The 19,529-nt window shown below is 48.3% G+C and carries 23 protein-coding genes; all 23 read left to right on the forward strand.

Going from position 1 to position 19,529, the window contains the following annotated elements:
• Positions 1–110 precede the first annotated feature (110 nt).
• The 23 genes from WBS51_RS09820 (at position 111) to WBS51_RS09930 (ending at position 19,484) form a co-directional block, all read left to right on the forward strand.
• Complete coding sequence (locus WBS51_RS09820) at positions 111–413, forward strand: type II toxin-antitoxin system RelB/DinJ family antitoxin (protein ID WP_009248024.1); 303 nt, start codon at positions 111–113, stop codon at positions 411–413.
• 1 nt (position 414) lies between these two features.
• Positions 415–729 (forward strand): type II toxin-antitoxin system RelE/ParE family toxin, encoded by a 315-nt coding sequence (locus WBS51_RS09825; RefSeq protein ID WP_009248023.1) that lies wholly within the window; start codon positions 415–417, stop codon positions 727–729.
• A gap of 96 nt (positions 730–825) precedes the next feature.
• Positions 826–1,986, forward strand: a complete 1,161-nt coding sequence (metK, locus tag WBS51_RS09830; RefSeq protein ID WP_009248022.1) for a methionine adenosyltransferase — start codon at positions 826–828, stop codon at positions 1,984–1,986.
• Positions 1,986–2,957 (forward strand): DUF3991 and TOPRIM domain-containing protein, encoded by a 972-nt coding sequence (locus WBS51_RS09835; protein WP_009248021.1) that lies wholly within the window; start codon positions 1,986–1,988, stop codon positions 2,955–2,957. Before metK ends, WBS51_RS09835 begins: the two co-directional genes overlap by 1 nt.
• A 5-nt stretch (positions 2,958–2,962) precedes the next feature.
• Positions 2,963–3,760 carry a hypothetical protein gene (locus WBS51_RS09840; protein ID WP_342694076.1) on the forward strand — a complete coding sequence of 266 codons (798 nt, stop codon included), beginning with the start codon at positions 2,963–2,965 and terminating at the stop codon, positions 3,758–3,760.
• A gap of 99 nt (positions 3,761–3,859) precedes the next feature.
• The gene (locus WBS51_RS09845) at positions 3,860–4,894 is read left to right on the forward strand and encodes a hypothetical protein (RefSeq protein WP_291681178.1); all 1,035 of its coding nucleotides are present in this window, start codon (positions 3,860–3,862) and stop codon (positions 4,892–4,894) included.
• Between the two features lie 18 nt (positions 4,895–4,912).
• Positions 4,913–5,719 carry a DNA-methyltransferase gene (locus WBS51_RS09850; protein WP_009248018.1) on the forward strand — a complete coding sequence of 269 codons (807 nt, stop codon included), beginning with the start codon at positions 4,913–4,915 and terminating at the stop codon, positions 5,717–5,719.
• Positions 5,720–5,800: 81 nt separating this feature from the next.
• Positions 5,801–6,127 (forward strand): DUF7768 domain-containing protein, encoded by a 327-nt coding sequence (locus WBS51_RS09855; RefSeq protein WP_009248017.1) that lies wholly within the window; start codon positions 5,801–5,803, stop codon positions 6,125–6,127.
• Positions 6,128–6,253: 126 nt separating this feature from the next.
• Entirely contained in the window at positions 6,254–6,616 is a 363-nt protein-coding gene (locus WBS51_RS09860) for a DUF3789 domain-containing protein (RefSeq protein WP_187007462.1), read from the forward strand.
• 21 nt (positions 6,617–6,637) lie between these two features.
• On the forward strand, positions 6,638–6,946 hold the full coding sequence (locus tag WBS51_RS09865) for a plasmid mobilization protein (RefSeq protein ID WP_064786699.1): 309 nt from the start codon (positions 6,638–6,640) through the stop codon (positions 6,944–6,946).
• Positions 6,947–8,221, forward strand: coding sequence for a relaxase/mobilization nuclease domain-containing protein (locus WBS51_RS09870; RefSeq protein ID WP_187007463.1), 1,275 nt, complete (start codon positions 6,947–6,949; stop codon positions 8,219–8,221).
• Positions 8,222–8,235: 14 nt separating this feature from the next.
• Positions 8,236–9,039, forward strand: coding sequence for a PcfB family protein (locus WBS51_RS09875; protein WP_120092967.1), 804 nt, complete (start codon positions 8,236–8,238; stop codon positions 9,037–9,039).
• A 4-nt stretch (positions 9,040–9,043) separates the two neighbouring features.
• On the forward strand, positions 9,044–9,994 hold the full coding sequence (locus tag WBS51_RS09880) for an ArdC-like ssDNA-binding domain-containing protein (protein WP_342694077.1): 951 nt from the start codon (positions 9,044–9,046) through the stop codon (positions 9,992–9,994).
• 85 nt (positions 9,995–10,079) lie between these two features.
• Complete coding sequence (locus WBS51_RS09885; RefSeq protein ID WP_187007465.1) at positions 10,080–10,391, forward strand: hypothetical protein; 312 nt, start codon at positions 10,080–10,082, stop codon at positions 10,389–10,391.
• An 18-nt stretch (positions 10,392–10,409) separates the two neighbouring features.
• Positions 10,410–10,688: a DUF4314 domain-containing protein gene (locus WBS51_RS09890; RefSeq protein WP_187007466.1), complete on the forward strand. Its 279-nt coding sequence runs from the start codon at positions 10,410–10,412 to the stop codon at positions 10,686–10,688.
• A gap of 23 nt (positions 10,689–10,711) precedes the next feature.
• On the forward strand, positions 10,712–12,448 hold the full coding sequence (locus tag WBS51_RS09895) for a VirD4-like conjugal transfer protein, CD1115 family (RefSeq protein ID WP_442327277.1): 1,737 nt from the start codon (positions 10,712–10,714) through the stop codon (positions 12,446–12,448).
• An 8-nt stretch (positions 12,449–12,456) separates the two neighbouring features.
• Positions 12,457–12,825, forward strand: coding sequence for a glutamyl-tRNA amidotransferase (locus tag WBS51_RS09900; RefSeq protein ID WP_187007501.1), 369 nt, complete (start codon positions 12,457–12,459; stop codon positions 12,823–12,825).
• A gap of 63 nt (positions 12,826–12,888) precedes the next feature.
• On the forward strand, positions 12,889–13,728 hold the full coding sequence (locus tag WBS51_RS09905) for a hypothetical protein (RefSeq protein ID WP_009243204.1): 840 nt from the start codon (positions 12,889–12,891) through the stop codon (positions 13,726–13,728).
• Positions 13,729–13,764: 36 nt separating this feature from the next.
• Positions 13,765–14,211 (forward strand): PrgI family protein, encoded by a 447-nt coding sequence (locus tag WBS51_RS09910; protein WP_187007467.1) that lies wholly within the window; start codon positions 13,765–13,767, stop codon positions 14,209–14,211.
• Positions 14,204–16,534, forward strand: a complete 2,331-nt coding sequence (locus tag WBS51_RS09915) for a VirB4-like conjugal transfer ATPase, CD1110 family (RefSeq protein ID WP_207726551.1) — start codon at positions 14,204–14,206, stop codon at positions 16,532–16,534. The genes WBS51_RS09910 and WBS51_RS09915 overlap by 8 nt, the downstream gene beginning before the upstream one ends.
• Positions 16,535–16,605: 71 nt before the next feature.
• Entirely contained in the window at positions 16,606–17,403 is a 798-nt protein-coding gene (locus WBS51_RS09920; RefSeq protein WP_187007468.1) for a DUF6674 family protein, read from the forward strand.
• A 16-nt stretch (positions 17,404–17,419) separates the two neighbouring features.
• Positions 17,420–17,767 (forward strand): hypothetical protein, encoded by a 348-nt coding sequence (locus WBS51_RS09925; RefSeq protein WP_009247997.1) that lies wholly within the window; start codon positions 17,420–17,422, stop codon positions 17,765–17,767.
• Positions 17,768–17,789: 22 nt separating this feature from the next.
• Complete coding sequence (locus WBS51_RS09930) at positions 17,790–19,484, forward strand: lysozyme family protein (RefSeq protein ID WP_101880119.1); 1,695 nt, start codon at positions 17,790–17,792, stop codon at positions 19,482–19,484.
• The last annotated feature ends 45 nt before the right edge of the window (positions 19,485–19,529 follow it).

A 19,529-nucleotide genomic window follows, 5' to 3' on the forward strand; every position in this document is an offset into this window, starting at 1 on the left:
AGAGTATAATGAAAATGTAAAATCGGATATAAAACTTAGAAAATGTGAGAAATAGTGCTTGAATTGTAACGACAAAAGCGTTACAATATAAGAAACAAGGAGGTGTGATCATGGAAAAAACAGCAACATTAAACTTAAGAGTAAACCCAACTGTCAAAGAGCGGGCAGAAAAAGTATTGTCTCAGTTAGGTGTTCCTATGTCAACAGCGATTGATATGTACTTGAATCAAATTTCTCTTACAGGTGGAATTCCATTTTCTGTTTCTTTACCAAAAGCACCAGTATCGATTCATGCAGATGCCATGACAACAGAAGAAATCCATCAGAAATTGGAAAAAGGTTACAATGATATAGCTGCAGGAAGAGTGCAAAATGCAGCAGAAGCGTTCGCAAAATTCAGGGAGAATCATTGATATGAAACACTATACGGTTGAGATTACAAATGAAGCATTGGCTGATATGGAGCAGTTATATAATCACATCGCTTATGTTCTTCAGGCACCAGAAAATGCGATGGATCAATACAACCGGATTGCAGACGCTATTTTAACATTGGATACTATGGCTGAGAGAATCCGTATTATGGAATCAGAGCCGGAACGAAGCAAAGAGATGAGAAGATTGTTGGTAGACAATTATTCGGTCTTTTTTGTAATCCAGGGAGATAAGGTGATTGTAACAGATGTACTGTATAGTGCATCAGATATTGAAAGCCGATTAAAAGGTTAAATGAGAAAATTAAACAATATATAAAACATCAGGCAGGATATGTTCCCGTAAAAAGGAAGGTGTCCTGCCTTTTTGCATGAAAGAGAGGGAATTCATATGAGAAAATTTTATACAGCAGAAGCAGTAACAGAAGGACACCCGGACAAATTGTGTGACCAGATTGCAGATGCAATCTTGGATGTGTGTCTGAAACAGGATGAACAGTCCAGAGTAGCATGTGAGGTGCTTGCTACGAAAGGAACGATCATTGTGGCAGGGGAAATCACCAGCACCTATGAACCGGATGTGTTTGCAGTTGTGCGAAAAGTACTGTCTGACGTGGGTTATTCCAGTGAAGGGATTGCAATGGACACTTTTGTCCATCGACAGAGTCCCGATATTGCAGGGGCAGTCGATACTTCAAAAGAACGAAGGGAAGGAGTGTCTGACAATCAGATAGACTGGTTCCAAGGGGCAGGGGATCAGGGTGTGATGATCGGATATGCCTGTGATGAAACGAAGCAGCTCATGCCTATGCCTGTGGTGCTGGCCAATCGGATTGTCCGGGAATTATCTGCCTGCAGACAAAGCTCTTATATTCAGGGGATCTTACCGGATGGGAAAGCCCAGGTGACCGTAGAATATGAAAATGGGAAGCCTGTCCGACTGGATAGTGTGGTAGTGTCCTGCCAGCATACGGAAGAAAAAGATTTGAAAAAGCTGGAAGCGGAGATCCGAAAGAAGGTGTTATTGCCGGCGCTTCGTCCCCTGCCACCGGATGAGGAAACCAAGATTTATATCAATCCATCGGGGCGTTTTGTCTGTGGAGGACTGGATGCAGATACGGGGCTGACTGGAAGGAAGCTGATGGTAGACAGTTATGGAAGCATGGTTCCCCATGGCGGTGGTGCATTTTCCGGAAAGGATTGTTCAAAAGTGGATCGTTCAGCAGCCTATATGGCTAGATATATCGCCAAGAATATCGTAGCTGCGGGGCTTGCCAGCAAGTGTCAAGTGTCTTTGGCTTATGCAATCGGAGTGGCACAGCCAGTTATGGTGCAGGTGGACACGTTTGGTACGGGAAACGTGTGTGCGGATGACTGTCTGGAGCTGGCAATCCCGCTGGTGTTTGGGCTGACTCCGAAGCAGATCGTGGATACCCTGCGCCTTACCCGTCCTATTTTCCGACAGACTGCAGCCTTCGGGCATTTCGGAAGAAAAGAGTTTCCGTGGGAGCGCACCGATAAGGTCGAGGCTCTTCGCAATGCAGTGATCTGATGGCTTGGGTTACTGAAGAAGAATATCAGGCAGCCAAGCAGGTGAGAGCCTACGAGTATCTGCAGACATACCAGCCGGGGAGATTGAAAAAAACACGGACAAGAAATGAATGGCAGCTTCAGGACCATGACAGTTTCAAAATCAATGAGATTACCAGCAAATGGCATTGGAAGTCCAGGGGTATTGGTGGAATGTCGGCTCTCCGGTTTTTGATGCAGGTAGATGGCATGGGATATACGGAAGCAGTAAAAATCTTGTGTGAGCAGACGCCTGTGTATGTTTCCAGAGCAGAACCAGCCCCCAGGAAGAAGCCCTTTTCCCTGCCTTTCCCCAACGACAGTTTTTACCGGGTACGGAGATATTTGAACCAAAGGGGAATCCGGGATGAGGTACTGGATTATTGTGTGCAGCTGGGAATCCTGTATGAGAGCGCCCCCTACCATAACGCTGTTTTTGTTGGCATGGATGAACAGGGAGAAGCAAAGTATGCGTTTCTGCGTGGGATTTATGACAGCCGGGGAAAGAGCTTTCGAATGGAACAGGAAGGAAGCAACAAACAGTATAGCTTTTGTGTTCCGCCTTTGGGGAAAAGCCATCGGGTAGCGGTGTATGAAGCCTGTATTGATGCCCTTGCCCATATGACGCTGGAAGATGGACGAACCGATAAGTATCGCCTGTCTCTGGGTGGAATCGCAGCGCCGAAAGAAGGCGCGGAACGAGCAACAAAAAAGATGAAGCGCCCGGATGCATTGGAATATTTTCTGAAAGAGCATCCGGAGGTAACAGAAATTGAGCTCTGCACCGATAACGATTTTGCCGGGCGATGGGCATGTGCGCAGTTAAAAGAGCAGTATGAGGAAAAATATACCGTAGTTTGTAACTTACCACAGATGGAAGGTGCAGACTATGGAGACCTGGCAAAACAGGCGGTGGAAAAACAGAAGAAACAGCAAAAGGAAAGAGGCAGGTGAGGCAAATGGAAGATACGATCAAAATAGAATTATTGACACCGCTGACAGGAACCTTTCTTCCCAATGAGATGGAACAAGATTGGGAAGAAGAGGATTACAATGACTTTGAAGAAGAGCAGGTATTTTTTGAAGGAGATGATTTAACGGAGTATGCTTCTGTGATTCAGGAAAAGATTGCAGAATACAACCGTGTCGGACATGACGATGATAGGACCGATAATCTGATGGATTATTTTGACGGAAGTGCTGCCATTAAAGAAAAAGTAGTGTCCGCAGTTCCATCGGTGAAAGAATCGGATGGTGTGTTATATGGCTGTACAACTTTAGAATTGAAAGAGTATCTGGAGGCGGAAGAATTATCGGAACTGTGTGAATATCTCACCGGACAATATAGTGATGGATGGGGAGAAGGCTTTGAACAGCAGGAGATTCCGGTAGAGGGTGGTGAACTGTGTATACACTTTTGGCGCCCCATAGATTTTGAATTTCAACAGGCAAAATCAGAAGTCTCAAAAGAAAAGTCGGAGAAACAAGAAAATCCGGTAAATGTTCCGAAACGCCTGAAAATGCAGCTTTTGGGAATGGATGGAAATGTGTTTGCGGTTATGGCCAGGGCAAGTAAACTGCTTCAGGAAAATGGGCAGGGACAAGAGGCAAAAGAAATGATTGCACGTGTCCAGAAATCAGAGAACTATTCTCAGGCACTTCATATCATCAGTGAATATGTGGAAACAGAACTGAGTGCATCTTCTCAGAATGATACCAAGCCCCCAAAGAAACGTGGGAAGGAAGAATGCCGATGAAGTTATCTTTTGTCACATCAAAGGAGATGTGGGAAGAAAAAATAGCAGAAACAGATTGAAAAGAGAATAAACAGCCAGAACACTGACAAGGGAGGTCTTATGGAAAACAGATTGCAATTATGGAGTCCTGTGTGGGGATGGCTTGCCACAAAAGAAGGGGAATCTGTAGATTTGAAGGGACAGGATCTTGTTCTTTATGAAACTGCCATCCAAGAGGCACTGGAGCAGGAAAAATTGTATTACAGAAAAAAGTCGGCATCATTCAATCTGATGGATTACTATGATGCGGATGATTCTGTAAAGGAGAAAGTGCAGAACCTCGATATCCAGGTGAAAAAAGAACAAGATGGTTTGTATGTTTGTGCCAGCCTTGCATTAATAGAGCCTCTTACACAGCAGGAACTGGAAGCGATCCAGAACTTTCTCAGCAGGCAGTACGAAGGGGGAATTTTTGATACCTCACGTATTCGTACCTATTCCGTAGAGGAAGGAGAAGTCGTTTTTGATTTTTCAGTAGATACAAAAGAAAAGTTCTCTCAAAAAGAAGTCCAATGCGAAACGCAGAAGAAATATGAAATCACTTCCATAGCCCATCCACAATTTCCATGGCTGCATAGAATCCGAGCATTGGTAGACGTAAATGAAGCGGTTCCCAAAGGAACCTTGGGTGGCTTTGTAGAATATGAGCAAAATCTTTCCCAGGAAGGATCATGCTGGATTTATGACCAGGCTATCTGCTGTGAACGTGCGGTAGTGGAAAGGAGTGCAGGACTGTTCCAAGAAGCGATTGCCAAGGGTGATGCCCTTCTTACGGGAACTGCAGTGATGTATCAAACGAGTATTGCAGAGGAATCCTGCCGTATTCTAGCTGGAGAGGTTTGGAATATGGCACACATTCGAGGATTTGCCAAGATTACTGCGGCAAAGGAAACAGGAGATGCACCTTTGATTCTCGGAAATAGCTTGGTTTTTGGAAATGTATGCGGGAAAGTATTGGTGAGAGGAAATGTTCTGCCAAGCCGGAGTGTGGAGAATCAGACACAGGAGCTGTTAGTTTTCAGGGGAGGTGATTCAATTCATAAAGTGAATGAAAGCAAGAAAAAAACAAAAAGTAAAAAACAGCCGGAGCGCTGATAAGAAAGGATGATGCCTATGGAAAATACCCTGCAGTTAGGGAACTTATTGAAAGAAGGAACATACCCGGAGGAATATACCGGAGGGAAAAACTGGACAATTTTACATGGAGATACGCTGAAACTGGTGAAAGCATTTCAGCCGGGGATCTTTGATGCAGTGATTACCGATCCGCCTTATGCGTCTGGGGGAACAAAACAGAATGAGCGAAACCGCACGACTAATCAGAAATACAGCAGTATGAAGGCAGAGAATGCACTGCCGGATTTTGATGGGGATAACAAGGATCAGCGTTCCTGGACCCATTGGATGGCAGAGTGGCTCTACGATGCGCGGAAAGCCTGTAAAGTTGGTGCGCCAATCTGCCTGTTTATTGACTGGAGACAATATCCCTCTATTACCGATGCACTCCAGTGGGCAGGCTGGATCTGGAGAGGAACTGCGGTTTGGGATAAGGGAAACTCTCGTCCGCAGAAAGGACGTTTTCGCCAGCAGGCTGAGTATATTGTGTGGGGCAGTAATGGCCCGATGCCAATCAACCGCCCGGTTTCCTGTCTTCCCGGTGTGTTCCGTTATGGAAATCCCCAGAACCGTATTCATGTGACAGAGAAACCGTTGCAGCTGATGAAAGATGTCATTCAGATTTGTGAGCCGGGTGGTAGAATCTTAGATCCCTTTGCCGGAGCAGGAACAACCATCCTTGCGGCGGTGGAAGAAGGCTATGAGACAGTAGGCATTGAAGTGACCGATGCTTATTATAAGCTGGGCAGTGACCGTGTAAAGTTTGCATTGGAAGCAAAGGAAAAAGAAGAGAGCGAGAAATAGCAAGGGCATCCACATGGATGTCCAACTTTGTTTCAGAAGAAGAAAAGTGCATCCACCTGGATGCAGGAAAGGGGTGAGGCGATGGAACAGGCGATGGCCTATGTGTGTTGTCCGGCAGAAGAAAGCAGAGTGAAGGTGCAGCGATATTGCCGGAAGATTTATGAGTTGGGATATGTTCCCATTTGTCCGAGGTTTGGATTTCTTCCTTTTCTGGATGAAGGGGAAGCTGAGGATTTGCAGGCATACAACCGGATGTCCCACTTGATCTTAAAGCGGTGTCGGATGGTGGTGGTCTGTGGAAAAGAAGTCACCGGAACGATGAACACAGATATTAGTACCGCAGACCGATTGCATATCATTTGTACCACATTAGATGGATTGATCAAGATCAAAGAAAAGGAAGCATAATCGATTCTGCATGGGGGAGTCGATGGAAATCGGTGGAACTGGTTTTGCAAGCATAGCGTTTGGATATCCAAACGCACTTTGGGGAGAACCCCAATCCCCCGGCAGTCGAGAAAGGAGAGAAGAAACATGTTTTTTGCAGGAATGGCGCTTGGGGCAATGGCAGGCGCAGCCTTTGGTATTGGACTGATGTGCTGTGTGGTTGCCGGAAAGCGGGAAGATCAGCAGATGGAACAGATGCGGATACGCAGACAGAAACAGGGAGAACGGAAAACAATCCATTTCCGAGATATGGAAGGGTTGGAGCGGTTCTCCCTTTTGGATGAGGAAAGCCTTTGCATGATGGCAGAGGACGGAACAAAAGAGATTGGACTTTGCCGCTTCGTGGACGAAAAGCTGGTGGATGTGAATGGGCAGGTCTGGGAGATCGGGGAATTCCTCTGGCAGATGGAGCGCAGAGGAATCCAGGTGTATCCCTTACAGATAGCATAAAAGAAAAAGGGAGGTGGTCAAATGAGAAAACGAAACCATGTGGTTCCGGTACGGTTGAATGCAAAGGAACTTCGGCATCTGGACGGACAGGTGGCAAAGAGTGGACTAAGCAGGGAGGAATTTTTACGTTCCCTGATCTTAGGCGCACAGCTTCAGACAAAGCCCTGTGAGCATCATACAGAACTTCTTCGAAAGATTGCGGGGCTTTGCAACAATGCCAACCAGCTTGCCCATGTTGCCAATGGTACCGGGATGGCAGGGGAAGCCAGCGTACAGGAAATGCTCCGGATTTCCAAAGAGACCTGGCGTCTGGTGAAAGAGGAATGGTAGATGGCATATACCAGCGTCCTCCCCGTCCACCGCCTGGAGCGTTCCATCGACTATGTGAAGGACCGGACGAAGACCACCAAGAGCGCCGGCTCTTTGGAAGAAGCCATTGATTATGCATTAAACCGGGAAAAAACAGAAGAGACCATTTTTGAGGATGCCATGGGGTGTACCTGTGAAAATGCCTATGCGGACATGGTAAAGACCAAAGAACGCTTTCATAAGAAAGGCGGGGTACAGGGCTATCATCTGGTGCAGAGTTTTGCAGAAGGGGAAGTATCCCCCGAACTGGCACATCTGATCGGACAGGAACTGGCAGAGCAGTTATTGAAAGGGCAGTTTGAAGTGGTGATCACCACCCATTTGAATACCAGTCATTACCACAATCATCTGGTATGGAATTCGGTGAGCATGGCGGATGGGAAGAAATACCACAGCAATGCCAAAAGTTATTTTACCGAAGTGCGCCGGATTTCGGATGACTTATGCAGGAAATACGGTCTTTCTGTGATCCAGACGAACCAGGGGAAAGCCATGCACTATGCCCAGTGGAAAGCAGAAGCAGAAGGGAAACCTACCTGGAGGACTGCCATCCGCATGGATATCCGGGATGCCATTGGCGTGAGCTTTTCCTGGAGTCAGTTTGTAAAAGAAATGGAGAAGCGGGGCTATACCTGGAAGCTGAACCGGAAGTATCCGGCATTAAAGACGCCGGATATGGAGAGGTATGTCCGTCTGCGTTCCTTGGGAAATGGCTATGGGGAGGCAGAGATCCGGGAGAAGATCCTGCGTCCAAAGATCCAACAGGTGTATGGAAAAACACAGGTGCAGTTTCCAAAGAGGAAACTTACCGGACTTCAAAAGCTGTATTTTTCTTATCTGTATCGGATGGGAGTGCTTCAGCAGAAGCCGAAACGGATTTCTTATGCGGTCCGTTCCGATATCCGAAAACTGGATCTGCGCATCCGGCAGATGGAGTTTTTGCAAAAAGAAGGGATCAACACCAGGGAAGAGCTGGCAGCATACCGGAAACCTTTGGAGGAACAGGTGCTTTCCTTGATGAAGGAGAGAAGAACGCTATATCGAAAAGAACCGGGCGGTATGCGGATTCAGGAGATCAACGGGGAATTAAAAGAACTTCGGAAAAAGATCCGTTTGAGCCAGCAGATCGAGATCCAGTCGAAAGAGATGGAAGAGAGGTTAAAACGGGCAAAGGAACAAGAGCAGGTACAGGAATCGTCCGGGAAACAGCGAAGGGAAGAAGAACGGAAGCGGTAAGGAGGTGAGAGCGTATGAACTATGGTGGTGATGCGGCAGATCAGATCGTCCGGTATTCCATGGAAGGCATGGAACATACCTTACGGATCAGCGGGAGCATTGCAAAGAATCTGGCGGTGCTGATCGTTGCAGTAATGAAGGACCAGAAAAAGACCAGGGGAAAGACCAACCTGCTTCGGATGTTAAAGGAACAGCGGGCAATGAAATTTTTCACCATTCCCCATGACAGGCTGCGGGAGTTTGCAGGGGAAGCCAAATCCAGGGGACTTTTGTATGTGGTCATCCGGGATAAGAAGAACCCCCAGTTTTCCGAGATCATGGTGTTTGCCGATGATGCGGCAAAGGTGAACCGGGTGCTGGACAAGATGAACCTGGACTTTGTAAAATCCGAAGCCGGGGAAGCGGTTGTGGAACAAGCGTCAGTCCGGGAAGGAGAGCGTGTGATCGATGCAGAGTTTACCGAGAAAACCGAAGCAAAAGAAGAACTTCCGGTAAAGACCGAAAAGGTGGTGCTGCCGGAAGGGACCATTGAGTTTGAACTGGATGAAGAAGAGCATCTGTTTGATGTAGGGGAAGTCTCTCCTTCGGAGGGAAATTTTACCCAGGCGGAGAAGGCAGGGAATCTGTCCGGACCTTCCTCGCACAGCAGCGGTTCTTTTTCCGGGCAGGAAACTAGCTGGAAAGGGGAGAAACCATCTGTCCGGCAGGAATTAAAAAAGATTGAAACGGAACAGAAACAGCGGCAGAAGCAACAGCAGAGCCGGAGAAAACCGAGAAATCAGCAGAGAAAGAAACAGAAGAAAGTGAAAGGCAGGTAAGGCTATGGATTTAACGAACATGATCCCTGGTGGGGCAGGGGAAGAAAAAACTCCACAACAGCAGTTATCAAAAGAAGAATATGCAGCCATGAAAAAACAGCAGAGGGAAGAGGTGTGGGCAGAGGTAGATGCCCAGGCACAGGCGGTGTTCCAAAACGGGGATTCTTTAAAGGGATTTTTAGATTTTATGGCGCAGTGCAATACGCAGAAAACACCCAACCTTCTGCTCATCTACGGACAGAATCCAGAGGCAACGGTGGTAAAATCCTATGATTACTGGAAAAAAGAACACCGTTCTCCGAAATCCGGGGTGCATGGCTACACCTATATGGTCAGTACGGAATATGAAAAAGATGGGGAGATGCGGACAGGCTATGCCATCGGTAAAGGATTTGACATCAGCCAGATGAGTGGAAAACCGCTGGAGGAACGTCCACAGCGTTCCATGGAAGAACTGATCCATGCAGTCTTAAAGGATCAGCCAGTGCGGATGCAGATCGCAGACAATCTGCCGGAGGGCATTCCGGCACAGTATATCCCGAAACAGCGTACCGTCTATGTGCGAAACGGAATGGAGGCGAATACAACATTCCATGCAGTGAACCGGGAACTGGCCTGTGCCGCCCTGGATCAGCATGATGGAAATTATATGAGAAAGAAAGTGAATGCACAAGCCTATTGTGCAGCCTATGTGGTAGGCAAGCGGTATGGGGCGGACGTGTCCGGCTTCCAGTTTGGAAAAGTGGCAGAAATGCAGGCGAATGGGCAGAAAGATTCCCAAGAACTGCGTGGCTTTTTAAATGATGTGCGGCAGGCAGCCTATACCATCCGCAACCATATGGAACGGAACTTCGGGGAACAGGAACAGGCTTTTGCTAAGGATGATTTTTCCTTTGAGGAACCGCCAAAGCAGACACTGAAGAAGGGGAAAAAAGAGAAGCAGCCGGAGCGATAGGTTCTTAAAAAAGTTCCGCCGTTGGGATAGCTATTGCAGGGTTCTTGTGGTATGTTGGGTGTAACAAAGATAGGAGGGAACGGGGATGGCAGATTACTATTTAAAAACGGATAACATCATGAAAAATATGTTTGTGGTGGCACTCAAAGATGAGCTGGTAGCTCAGAGCCAAAGGGGAACGGTTCACCCAGAGACAGAAGCCATGCTGCAGAAAGTCCGAGCCTATGAGCTTTCCGAGAAAAGGCTTCCCATTACAAGTGAGGAACAGCGGGAACTTCGCAATGCCCTCAACCGGCTGCGGGACAAGTATCTTGCCATGGGCAGGTACAGCGACGGCATTGACAGCGTGATCTTAAAGGTCATGAAACCACACACCAGCAGGCGCTTCTTCTGGTAACAGAAGGGAGGGATGTCTATGAGTATATACGATCAAAAACAAGTGGAACAATTACGAAAGCGGTATCCGAAAGGAACAAGGCTCTGCCTGGACTTTATGGACGAGCCGGGGATGCCGCCGGGATTACAAGGAACGGTAGCATATATTGATGATGCCGGGCAGATTCACATGCATTGGGAGAATGGGCGAAGCCTTGCCTTGATCCCCGGAGAGGATTCTTTTCATAGGATAGACGGACCAGCAAACGAAGTGCCAAAGAGTGAAAAAGCGAAGAAGGAGAGAAGCCGGCAGAGGTAGCATGGAAACGTGTGGACCTTTGGGTGTGGCTGCTGTTTCTGCCCGTTGTCTGGTGGGCAGGCGCCATCACTGCCTGTGCCATAAAACCGGATACCAATCTGTTACAGATCTTACAAGTGCTGACCGAAAAACTGGATCAGCCTTTTTCTATTTCTTATACACCGTACACGCTGCGGTGTATGTTCACATTCACAATCGCCTATGTGTTAGGCATCGGTATTTATTATTCCCAGAAGAGAAATTATCGAAGAGGGGTGGAGCATGGCTCTGCCAAATGGGGCGATGCAGCTTCCATCTGCAAGCGTTACCGGGACAAGCGGTACACCCAGAATCTCATTTTAACCCAGAACTTCCGCATGGGATTGGACTGCTATCAGCACAAACGAAACTTAAATGTTTTGGTGGTGGGCGGTTCCGGTGCGGGAAAAAGCCGGGCATACGCCGTCGTCAACATCATGCAGTGCAACTGTTCCATGGTGGTCACCGATCCTAAGGGAGAGCTTCTTCGGAAAACCGGAGGACTGCTGGAGAGGGAAGGATATGAAGTCCGGGTGTTTGACCTGATCAATCCGGAGACATCTTTTTGCTACAATCCCTTTGCCTATGTGCGGGATGATAAGGATGTGTTAAAGCTCATCAATAACCTGATCCGAAATACTACCCCGAAGGGGGCGCAGAGTTCAGATCCGTTTTGGGAGAAAAGTGAGACTGCCTTGCTGCAGGCGCTCATGCTGTATCTTCTGCATGAAGCGCCGCCGGAGGAACAGAACTTCTCCATAATCATGGAAATGTTAGGTTCTGCCCAGGTGAAAGAGGACGATGAGGAATACCAGTCTCCGCTGGATATCCTGTTTGAACGTTTGGAGATGCGCAATCCGGAAAGCATTGCAGTCAAGCAGTATGCCATTTACAAGCAGGCGGCAGGAAAGACCGCAAAGTCCATCCTGATCTCCGTAGGCGTCCGTCTGGCTGCGTTCAATTTAAAACAGATCGCCAATCTGACCTGTACCGATGAACTGGATCTTTACAGCATCGGGGAGAAAAAGGTGGCGCTGTTTTGCTGTATCCCGGATGCGGATACCAGCCTCAATTATCTGGTGGGCATGATTTATAGTAACCTCTTTCAAACCCTTTACTATGTGGCGGACCGGAAATACCATGGAAAACTTCCTATCCCGGTACACTGCATCATGGATGAGTGGCCAAACGTGGCGCTGCCGGATGATTTTGACAAGCTTCTGGCAACCATGAGGTCGCGCGCAATTTCCTGCAGCATCATCATCCAGAACATTGCGCAGATGAAAGCCTTGTTTAAGGATAGTTGGGAAAGTCTCATAGGGAATTGCGATGAATTTTTATATCTGGGCGGCAATGAAAAAGAAGGGCATAAATATGTCTCGGAACTATTGGGGAAAGAAACACTGGATACCAATACCTATGGGCAGACCAAGGGAAGGAGTGGAAGCTATTCTGTGAATTTCCAGCAGTCCGGAAGGGAACTTTTAACCCCCGATGAAGTACGCCTTTTAGATAACCGGAAGGCAGTGCTTCTGGTGCGTGGGGAACGCCCCATTCTGGATGAGAAATATGATCTGCATAAACATGTGAATGTGAAATATACGGAGGACGGAGGGGCGCCGCCTTATGATTATGCGAAGGCTCCCCTGTCCCATGAAGATGTAACCATTGATACCAGGAGACTGGATGATTATGAACTGCTCTCAGCTGAGGAGATCCTCGGCAGGGAGCAGTCTTTTTGATTGGAGGAATGCCATTGAAGAAAAGAAATGAAATGAAAAAGAGACAGACAACAAACCATGCCACTGCACCGATGCCTATGGGCAGAGGACCAAAGCGTACCCTTGCTGCGTATGCAGCGCTGGTGCTGTTTATGACGGTAGGAGGCATCCCGGTGCTTGCAGCTGGAGATCCCCTGTCAGTCATCAATAACCTGTCCACCTTTATCTTCTCCCTGATCCGAGCTATCGGCTTGATCTTACTGGGATTTGGTGTGGTGCAGGTAGGTTTGAGCTTAAAGAGCCATGATCCCAGCCAGAGAGCCAACGGGTTTCTGACGCTGGCAGGCGGTGTCATCATCACCTTTGCAAAAGAGATCCTGGATCTGATCGTTGGGTAGCGGGAAGAGACAGAAGCGGGCAGGGAGGACATCTTCCTGCCCCGGCAAAGGAGGTGAGACTGTTTGAGTGATAACTGGATCGTGCAGAACTTAAACTCTGCACTGAACACCTGGAATGAGAAGCTGGCAGAAATCTGGACGCTCCTTACCCAAAGCCCGGAATCCTTTAAGGGCGGGACGATCTGGAGTGTCATCACCGGGATCAACGGGGCGCTGACTGCCATTGGGTATGGACTTTTGGTACTGTTTTTTGCAGCCGGGATCGTCAAGACCTGTGGCAGCTTTACAGACATGAAAAAGCCGGAACATGCCCTCAAAGCCTTTATCCGGTTTGCACTGGCACAAGGCGCCATCATGTATGGCATGGAATTGATGACCGCCCTGTTTTCCATTGTACAGGGGATCGTATCGACCATCATGGCACAGTCGGGAATGGCAGACGGGGGTGTGACAGAGCTTCCGGCAGAGATCGTGGAAAAGATCGAAGCGGTAGGGATGCTGGAATCCATCCCCTTGTGGATCGTGACGCTGCTGGGAAGCCTTTTGATCACAGTGCTGTCTTTTATCATGATCCTTACGGTATATGGAAGGATGTTCAAGCTGTACATGTATACTGCCATTGCGCCCATCCCCATTTCCACCTTTGCGGGAGAACCCTCCCAGTCGGTGGGAAAGAACTTCATCAAGTCCTATGCAGGGGTGTGTCTGGAAGGGGCGATCATTGCACTGGCCTGTATCATTTTCTCCGTCTATTCTGCCAGTCCGCCGGCCATTGGGGATACGTCCTTAAGTGCAGTGACCATTGTGTGGAACTATGTAGGGGAATTGGTGTTCAACCTGCTGGTGCTGGTGGGTGCGGTGAAAGCATCTGACCGGATCGTAAAAGAAATGATGGGATTGTAGGAACAAAACAAATAAAAGAAAGAGAGATAGAAGTATATGGAAGTAAAAATGAATAAAGAGATCCGCAACTATCAGGAATCCATGTTTATGGGACTGAACCTGCGGCAGTGTATTTTCTCCCTGCTTGCCATCGCTGTGGCGGTAGGGATTTATTTTGGCCTGGGAAAGTATGTGGGACAGGAAATGACCGGGTGGCTGTGCATCTTAGGGGCTGCCCCATTCGCAGCCTGTGGTTTCTTCCAGTACCATGGCATGAATGCGGAGCAGTTTGCCTGGGCGTATATCAAGTCCGAATTTTTATACCCCAAGCGCCTGCTGTTTCAAAGTGAAGATCTGTACCATGCCTGCATGGAAGAAACGCTGGTTTTGGGAGAAAAGAGCCAGGGGGATGGCGCAGCCCTTATGAAAAAAAGAGAACAGCGGGCAAGGAAGAAACGGATGAAACAGAAAAAGAAAACGGGAAGGAGTGGTGCGTTTGATTAAAACCTTACAACAGGCATTGAAAATGGATCGGGAGAAGTTCAAAGTCCCAAGGTCTGTCCAACAGGCGATCCCGATCCAGCGGATCTGGCCGGATGGGGTATTCCAGTCTGGGACAAAGTTTTCCAAGACCTTCCGGTTTTCCGATATCAACTATGCCATCGCAAGCAAAGAGGATAAGACAGAAATGTTCTTGGATTACAGTGAACTGTTAAATGCCTTAGATTCCGGTGCGGCGGCAAAGATCACTTTAAATAACAGAAGGATCAATAAAGAAGAATTTGAAGCCTCTCTGTTGTTGCCGATGAAAGAGGACGGGCTGGATGAATACCGAAAGGAATACAACGAAATGCTGCTATCCAAGGTCAGTGGCACCAACAACAGCATCTATCAGGAACGGTATCTGACGGTCAGTGTCCATAAAAAGAACATCGATGAGGCAAGAACCTATTTTGCGCGTGTGGGAACGGATATCATCACCCATCTGAGCAAGCTGTCCTCCATTGGGGAAGAACTGGATGCGGAACAGAGGTTACAGATCTTCCGGGATTTCTTCCGGGCAGATGAACCCCAGTGCTTTCCTTTCGATATGAAGGCTTTTGCCAAAAAGGGGAGCAGCTTTAAGGACTGGATCTGTCCCCAGTCCATGGAATTTTCCAAAGACTGCTTCAAGATCAATGAACGGTTCGGGCGGGTTTTGTATATGCAGGATTATGCCAGTTATGTCAAGGATGACATGATCTCGGAGCTGTGCGATCTAAGCCGGGACTTGATGCTGTCCATCGATATCCTCCCGGTACCCACAGACGAAGCGGTGCGTGAGATCCAGAACCTTCTGCTTGGCGTGGAGACCAATGTGACCAACTGGCAGAGACGCCAGAATGCCAACAATAACTTTTCTGCCATTGTGCCTTATGATATGGAACTGCAAAGGAAGGAAACCAAAGAGATGCTGGATGACCTGACCACCAGAGATCAGCGGATGATGTTCGGTATCCTCACCATGGTGCATATGGCAGACAGCAAGAAACAGTTGGATTCGGATACGGAGAGCATCCTGTCGGTGGCAAGAAAGCATTTATGTCAGATGGCAACCTTGAAATGGCAGCAAGTGGATGGACTCAATACGGTACTGCCTTATGGCATCCGCAAGATCAATGCCCTTCGTACCTTGACAACAGAATCCACCGCAGTGCTGATTCCCTTCCATACTCAGGAGATCATGCAGCCGGGCGGTATTTATTATGGGCAGAATGCGGTGAGCAAAAATATGCTGGTGGCAGACCGGAGGAAGTTATTGAATGGAAACTCCTTCCGATTGGGTGTCAGCGGTTCGGGAAAGAGTTTCTCCGCAAAAGAAGAGATCGTGGACCTTGCCCTGTCTACGGAAGATGACATCCTGATCTTAGATCCGGAGTCGGAATTCGGTTCTTTGGTGGAAGCGCTGAATGGGGAAGTGATCTCCATTTCTGCAACGTCCCATACCCATCTGAACGCACTGGATATGGACTCCGCCTATGGCAATGACAAGAATCCGCTGATCGAGAAGTCGGAATTTATCCTGTCTTTGTTTGAGCAGTTAGTAGGGGCAGGAAATCTGTCCGCCAAGGAAAAATCCATCCTGGACCGCTGTACCGCAGATGTGTACCGGGAATATATCCGAAGCGGTTATAAAAGCGAAGTGCCGACCTTGAAAGATCTGTACCGACAGCTCATGCTCCAGCCGGAAGAGGAAGCCAGGGGGCTTGCCTTGTCTTCGGAGTTGTTTATCAACGGAAGTCTAAATACCTTCGCCCAGAAAACCAATGTAAATACGAAGAACCGTATCATTGCCTATGATATCCGGGAACTGGGAGAGCAGCTCATGCCCCTGGGAATGCTGGTCACCTTGGACAGCATCTTCAACCGGGTGATCCAGAACTGGAAGAAAGGAAAGACCACCTGGATCTTTGCCGATGAGTTTTACCTGTTGTTCCGGTACCAGTATAGTGCAGATTTTTTCTACCGTCTCTACAAGAGGATCCGTAAATACCATGGATTTGTCACAGGTTTAACGCAGAATGTAGAGGAACTTTTGAAGTCGGATACGGCAAGACTGATGCTGGCAAACAGTGAGTTTTTGATCCTTTTAAACCAGGCGACCACAGACAGGGACGAACTGGCCTCCCTTTTGAATATTTCCGAGAACCAGTTATCCTATATCACCAATGTAGGCGCAGGGAAAGGTCTGATCCGCTGTTCTGGAAATCTGGTGCCATTTGAAAACAGTTTCCCGAAGAACACGAAGCTGTACCGCTTGATGACAACGAAGCCCGGTGAATGCTAGTAAAAAAGATATCTTTTCGGGTGCTGCTGAACGTTTTTCGGCAGCATCCTTTTGGGAAGGAGGGAATGTAGATGGAAGAAAAAAGCGTAGAGATTCCAAAAATACAAGGACCGCTTCGGGAGCAGGACAGTATCCGGGCGTTGTTGGAGCTTTTGGAACAACAGGGCATGGAACAGGAAAAAGGGGATGTGATCCGCATGGCAGATCATATCGACACTATGGAAATACAGCTCGGAACCGTCTTGAAGGAACTGGGAGAGGTGAAGAAGCAGCTGGGCGTGATGCAGGAAAGCAAGGTCAAGCTCTTTGCGGTGAACACGATCCAGAAGGCGGAACATCAGGTGCAAACACTTCACTTTCAGGTGGGAGAATGGAAACGAAAGTTTGTGGAACGGGCAGAACAGGCAGTGTTTGATTTTAAAGAAAAGGGAAAAGATGCCCTTGCTTCTGCGGTAAAAGGAATGCACCTTACCCAAGGCTTGCAAAAGCTACAGTCTTCCTTACATACGGTCATGCTGTCGATGGATCAGAAGATTGACCGTCTGGGGAGTATGGCGGAGGAACTGCACGCTGCCAAAGGGCATCTGAAAAACGCATTTTTGGAAATGAACGGAAAAGATACCGCAAAGATCACAGAGAGAAATCCGGAACAGGGGATCATCTTTCAAACCCAGAAGGTGTTATTTCAATCCATGCGGAGCATCCATAAGCTGGAACAGAAAACGGAACGATTGCAGCAGCAGATCGGGAAGCTGGAAGAAAGACAAGGAAAACAGGCATCTTTAAAAGATACCTTGCAGGAGCTTCGGCAGGAAACAGCACCCCGTCAGCTTGGAAAAGAAGAAAAACAGAAGGCAGCGATCCGGTAAAGGGGAGGTGAAAGCTATGAAAGAAGAAACAACCATTACCTTTCTTGCTTCGGAGTGCGGGGAGTTCCATGGGATGGGAGAATGCATCGAATGTACTTCTTTAAAAGAGGCGTTCCGGCATTACCAGAGATTTTGCAAGCGTTCCCCTCAGATGGTTCCGTCTTTGGAGTTCTCTCTCCACCATGCAGACGATCCGCTGTATAACGAGGGAGAATATCCATTAGCAACCGGGGAGAAGGGAAAAGAGTTATTGTCCTATGTTCCCTATTATGCCAATCATCCGCTGGTTCAGGAAGCGGTAAGGGAACTGGAAAAGCTGGAAGAACAGCAGAAGAGACAAAAGAAACAGAGTAGGGAACGGTAATGCGATACAGGGAGGTGTGTGTTTGAAAGACATCAAAGAGAAGGTACGGGATAAGAACCCGAAGATCCGCAATCCTGCCTCCCGGCTTCCCAAAGAACTGGTGCGTTCTGCCATGCTGGAAACGAAAGAGAAATCCCGGATGGCGGCAGACAAGGTGGGAAGAGAAACCGGAGAGGAATCTCCGGTGGAATACGCCGGAAACCGGATAGAACGGGCAGAACAGCGGGCTGGAAAGGAAAGCGCTTCGGCTGCCTATCGTGGTGGAAAGAAGTTGGCAGTGAAAACTTATGAGAAGATAAAAGAGCAGAGGCAAAGAGAATCCGTTACAGCCACGTTGGACAGCGAAACAGGAAGCGGTGGAACATCTGGACAGACAAGGGCAAAGAAAGGGCGCACAGGAGCCGGAAGGAGCATCAAGATCAAACCTGAAGCAGAGAAAACAGTCAAGGAGGCCGGAAACCGGACAGTAAAAACAGCGCCCCGTATGGTGAAAGCTTCCCCGGTTTCTTCCCAAAAGGTGAAAACCCAGGCACTCTTACAAAAAAAGCAGGCTTTCCAATCCATGAGGGCAGCCAGGGAAGCGAAACGGGCTGCCATGCGATCTGTCCAGACAGCCAAGCAAAGTGCCAAGACTGCAAAAACAACTGCCAAGGGATTGAAAGCCATGGCGGAAGCAGCGGCCCATGCAGTAAAGGCAGCGTTTGCAGCGTTGATGGCAGGAGGCGGTACGGTATTTGTGATCTTGATCCTCATTGTGGGGATCATTGGCGGTACTGCGTTTATCGGGAGTTCCCAGAGCAGCGAGCCGCTGAGTGCGGAAGTCCTGGCCCATACCCCGGCGATCCAGCGGTATGCCAGTGAATTTGGAATCCCGGAATATGTGCCTGTCATTCAAGCCATCATGATGCAGGAAAGCGGAGGCAGGGGAACGGATCCCATGCAGGCCAGCGAGTGTCCGTATAATACCCAGTATCCCAATACGCCCGGTGCGATTCAGGATGCAGACTATTCTATCAAGGTGGGTGTACAGTATTATGCAGATTGTGTCCGGGAAGCCGGATGTGAAAGTCCACAGGATATGGACAAGCTAAAACTTAGTTTACAGGGCTATAATTATGGGAATGGGTACATCTCATGGGCAATCCGGAACCATGGCGGTTATAGTGAAGCCAATGCGCTGCAGTTTTCCCAGGAACAGGCAGCCGCCCATGGTTGGCCAAGGTATGGCGATCCGGAGTATGTCCCCCATGTGCTTCGGTATTATTCTGGCGGGGGATTGTTTGCCGGACTTTTTGGAAATGGGCAGCTCGTAACCATTGCGAAAAGCCAGTTGGGGAACGAAGGCGGCCAGAAGTTCTGGTCGTGGTATGGATTTGACAGCAGGGAGGAATGGTGTGCCTGTTTTGTGTCCTGGTGTGCAGACCAGGCAGGACTCATTCAAAGCGGCGCTGTACCCAAGTTCTCCCTTTGTACAGATGGAAAGAATTGGTTTCAGAACCAAGGAAGATGGCAGGGGGCTGGAAGTATGCCAAGTCCCGGTGCGATCATTTTTTTTGATTGGGATCACGATGGAACGTGCGACCATGTAGGAATCGTGGAACGCTGTGACGGAACAACCGTCTATACCATAGAAGGAAACTCAGGGGATGCGGTAAGAGAGAGAAACTATGCGATCAATTCCGATTCCATTATGGGATATGGAATGGTAGTTTATTAGAAACAGGAAAATGAATGATAGATGGAATTGTAGAGTTTGAATAAC

The organism is Blautia acetica, assembly GCF_038739805.1.
Taxonomy (GTDB): domain Bacteria; phylum Bacillota; class Clostridia; order Lachnospirales; family Lachnospiraceae; genus Blautia.

Bases quoted from the DNA above. Each gene is read 5' to 3' on its own strand.
- WBS51_RS09820 (WP_009248024.1), top strand. From the start codon at position 111: ATGGAAAAAACAGCAACATTAAACTTAAGAGTAAACCCAACTGTCAAA.
- WBS51_RS09825 (WP_009248023.1), top strand. From the start codon at position 415: ATGAAACACTATACGGTTGAGATTACAAATGAAGCATTGGCTGATATG.
- metK (WP_009248022.1), top strand. From the start codon at position 826: ATGAGAAAATTTTATACAGCAGAAGCAGTAACAGAAGGACACCCGGAC.
- WBS51_RS09835 (WP_009248021.1), top strand. From the start codon at position 1,986: ATGGCTTGGGTTACTGAAGAAGAATATCAGGCAGCCAAGCAGGTGAGA.
- WBS51_RS09840 (WP_342694076.1), top strand. From the start codon at position 2,963: ATGGAAGATACGATCAAAATAGAATTATTGACACCGCTGACAGGAACC.
- WBS51_RS09845 (WP_291681178.1), top strand. From the start codon at position 3,860: ATGGAAAACAGATTGCAATTATGGAGTCCTGTGTGGGGATGGCTTGCC.
- WBS51_RS09850 (WP_009248018.1), top strand. From the start codon at position 4,913: ATGGAAAATACCCTGCAGTTAGGGAACTTATTGAAAGAAGGAACATAC.
- WBS51_RS09855 (WP_009248017.1), top strand. From the start codon at position 5,801: ATGGAACAGGCGATGGCCTATGTGTGTTGTCCGGCAGAAGAAAGCAGA.
- WBS51_RS09860 (WP_187007462.1), top strand. From the start codon at position 6,254: ATGTTTTTTGCAGGAATGGCGCTTGGGGCAATGGCAGGCGCAGCCTTT.
- WBS51_RS09865 (WP_064786699.1), top strand. From the start codon at position 6,638: ATGAGAAAACGAAACCATGTGGTTCCGGTACGGTTGAATGCAAAGGAA.
- WBS51_RS09870 (WP_187007463.1), top strand. From the start codon at position 6,947: ATGGCATATACCAGCGTCCTCCCCGTCCACCGCCTGGAGCGTTCCATC.
- WBS51_RS09875 (WP_120092967.1), top strand. From the start codon at position 8,236: ATGAACTATGGTGGTGATGCGGCAGATCAGATCGTCCGGTATTCCATG.
- WBS51_RS09880 (WP_342694077.1), top strand. From the start codon at position 9,044: ATGGATTTAACGAACATGATCCCTGGTGGGGCAGGGGAAGAAAAAACT.
- WBS51_RS09885 (WP_187007465.1), top strand. From the start codon at position 10,080: ATGGCAGATTACTATTTAAAAACGGATAACATCATGAAAAATATGTTT.
- WBS51_RS09890 (WP_187007466.1), top strand. From the start codon at position 10,410: ATGAGTATATACGATCAAAAACAAGTGGAACAATTACGAAAGCGGTAT.
- WBS51_RS09900 (WP_187007501.1), top strand. From the start codon at position 12,457: ATGCCATTGAAGAAAAGAAATGAAATGAAAAAGAGACAGACAACAAAC.
- WBS51_RS09910 (WP_187007467.1), top strand. From the start codon at position 13,765: ATGGAAGTAAAAATGAATAAAGAGATCCGCAACTATCAGGAATCCATG.
- WBS51_RS09920 (WP_187007468.1), top strand. From the start codon at position 16,606: ATGGAAGAAAAAAGCGTAGAGATTCCAAAAATACAAGGACCGCTTCGG.
- WBS51_RS09925 (WP_009247997.1), top strand. From the start codon at position 17,420: ATGAAAGAAGAAACAACCATTACCTTTCTTGCTTCGGAGTGCGGGGAG.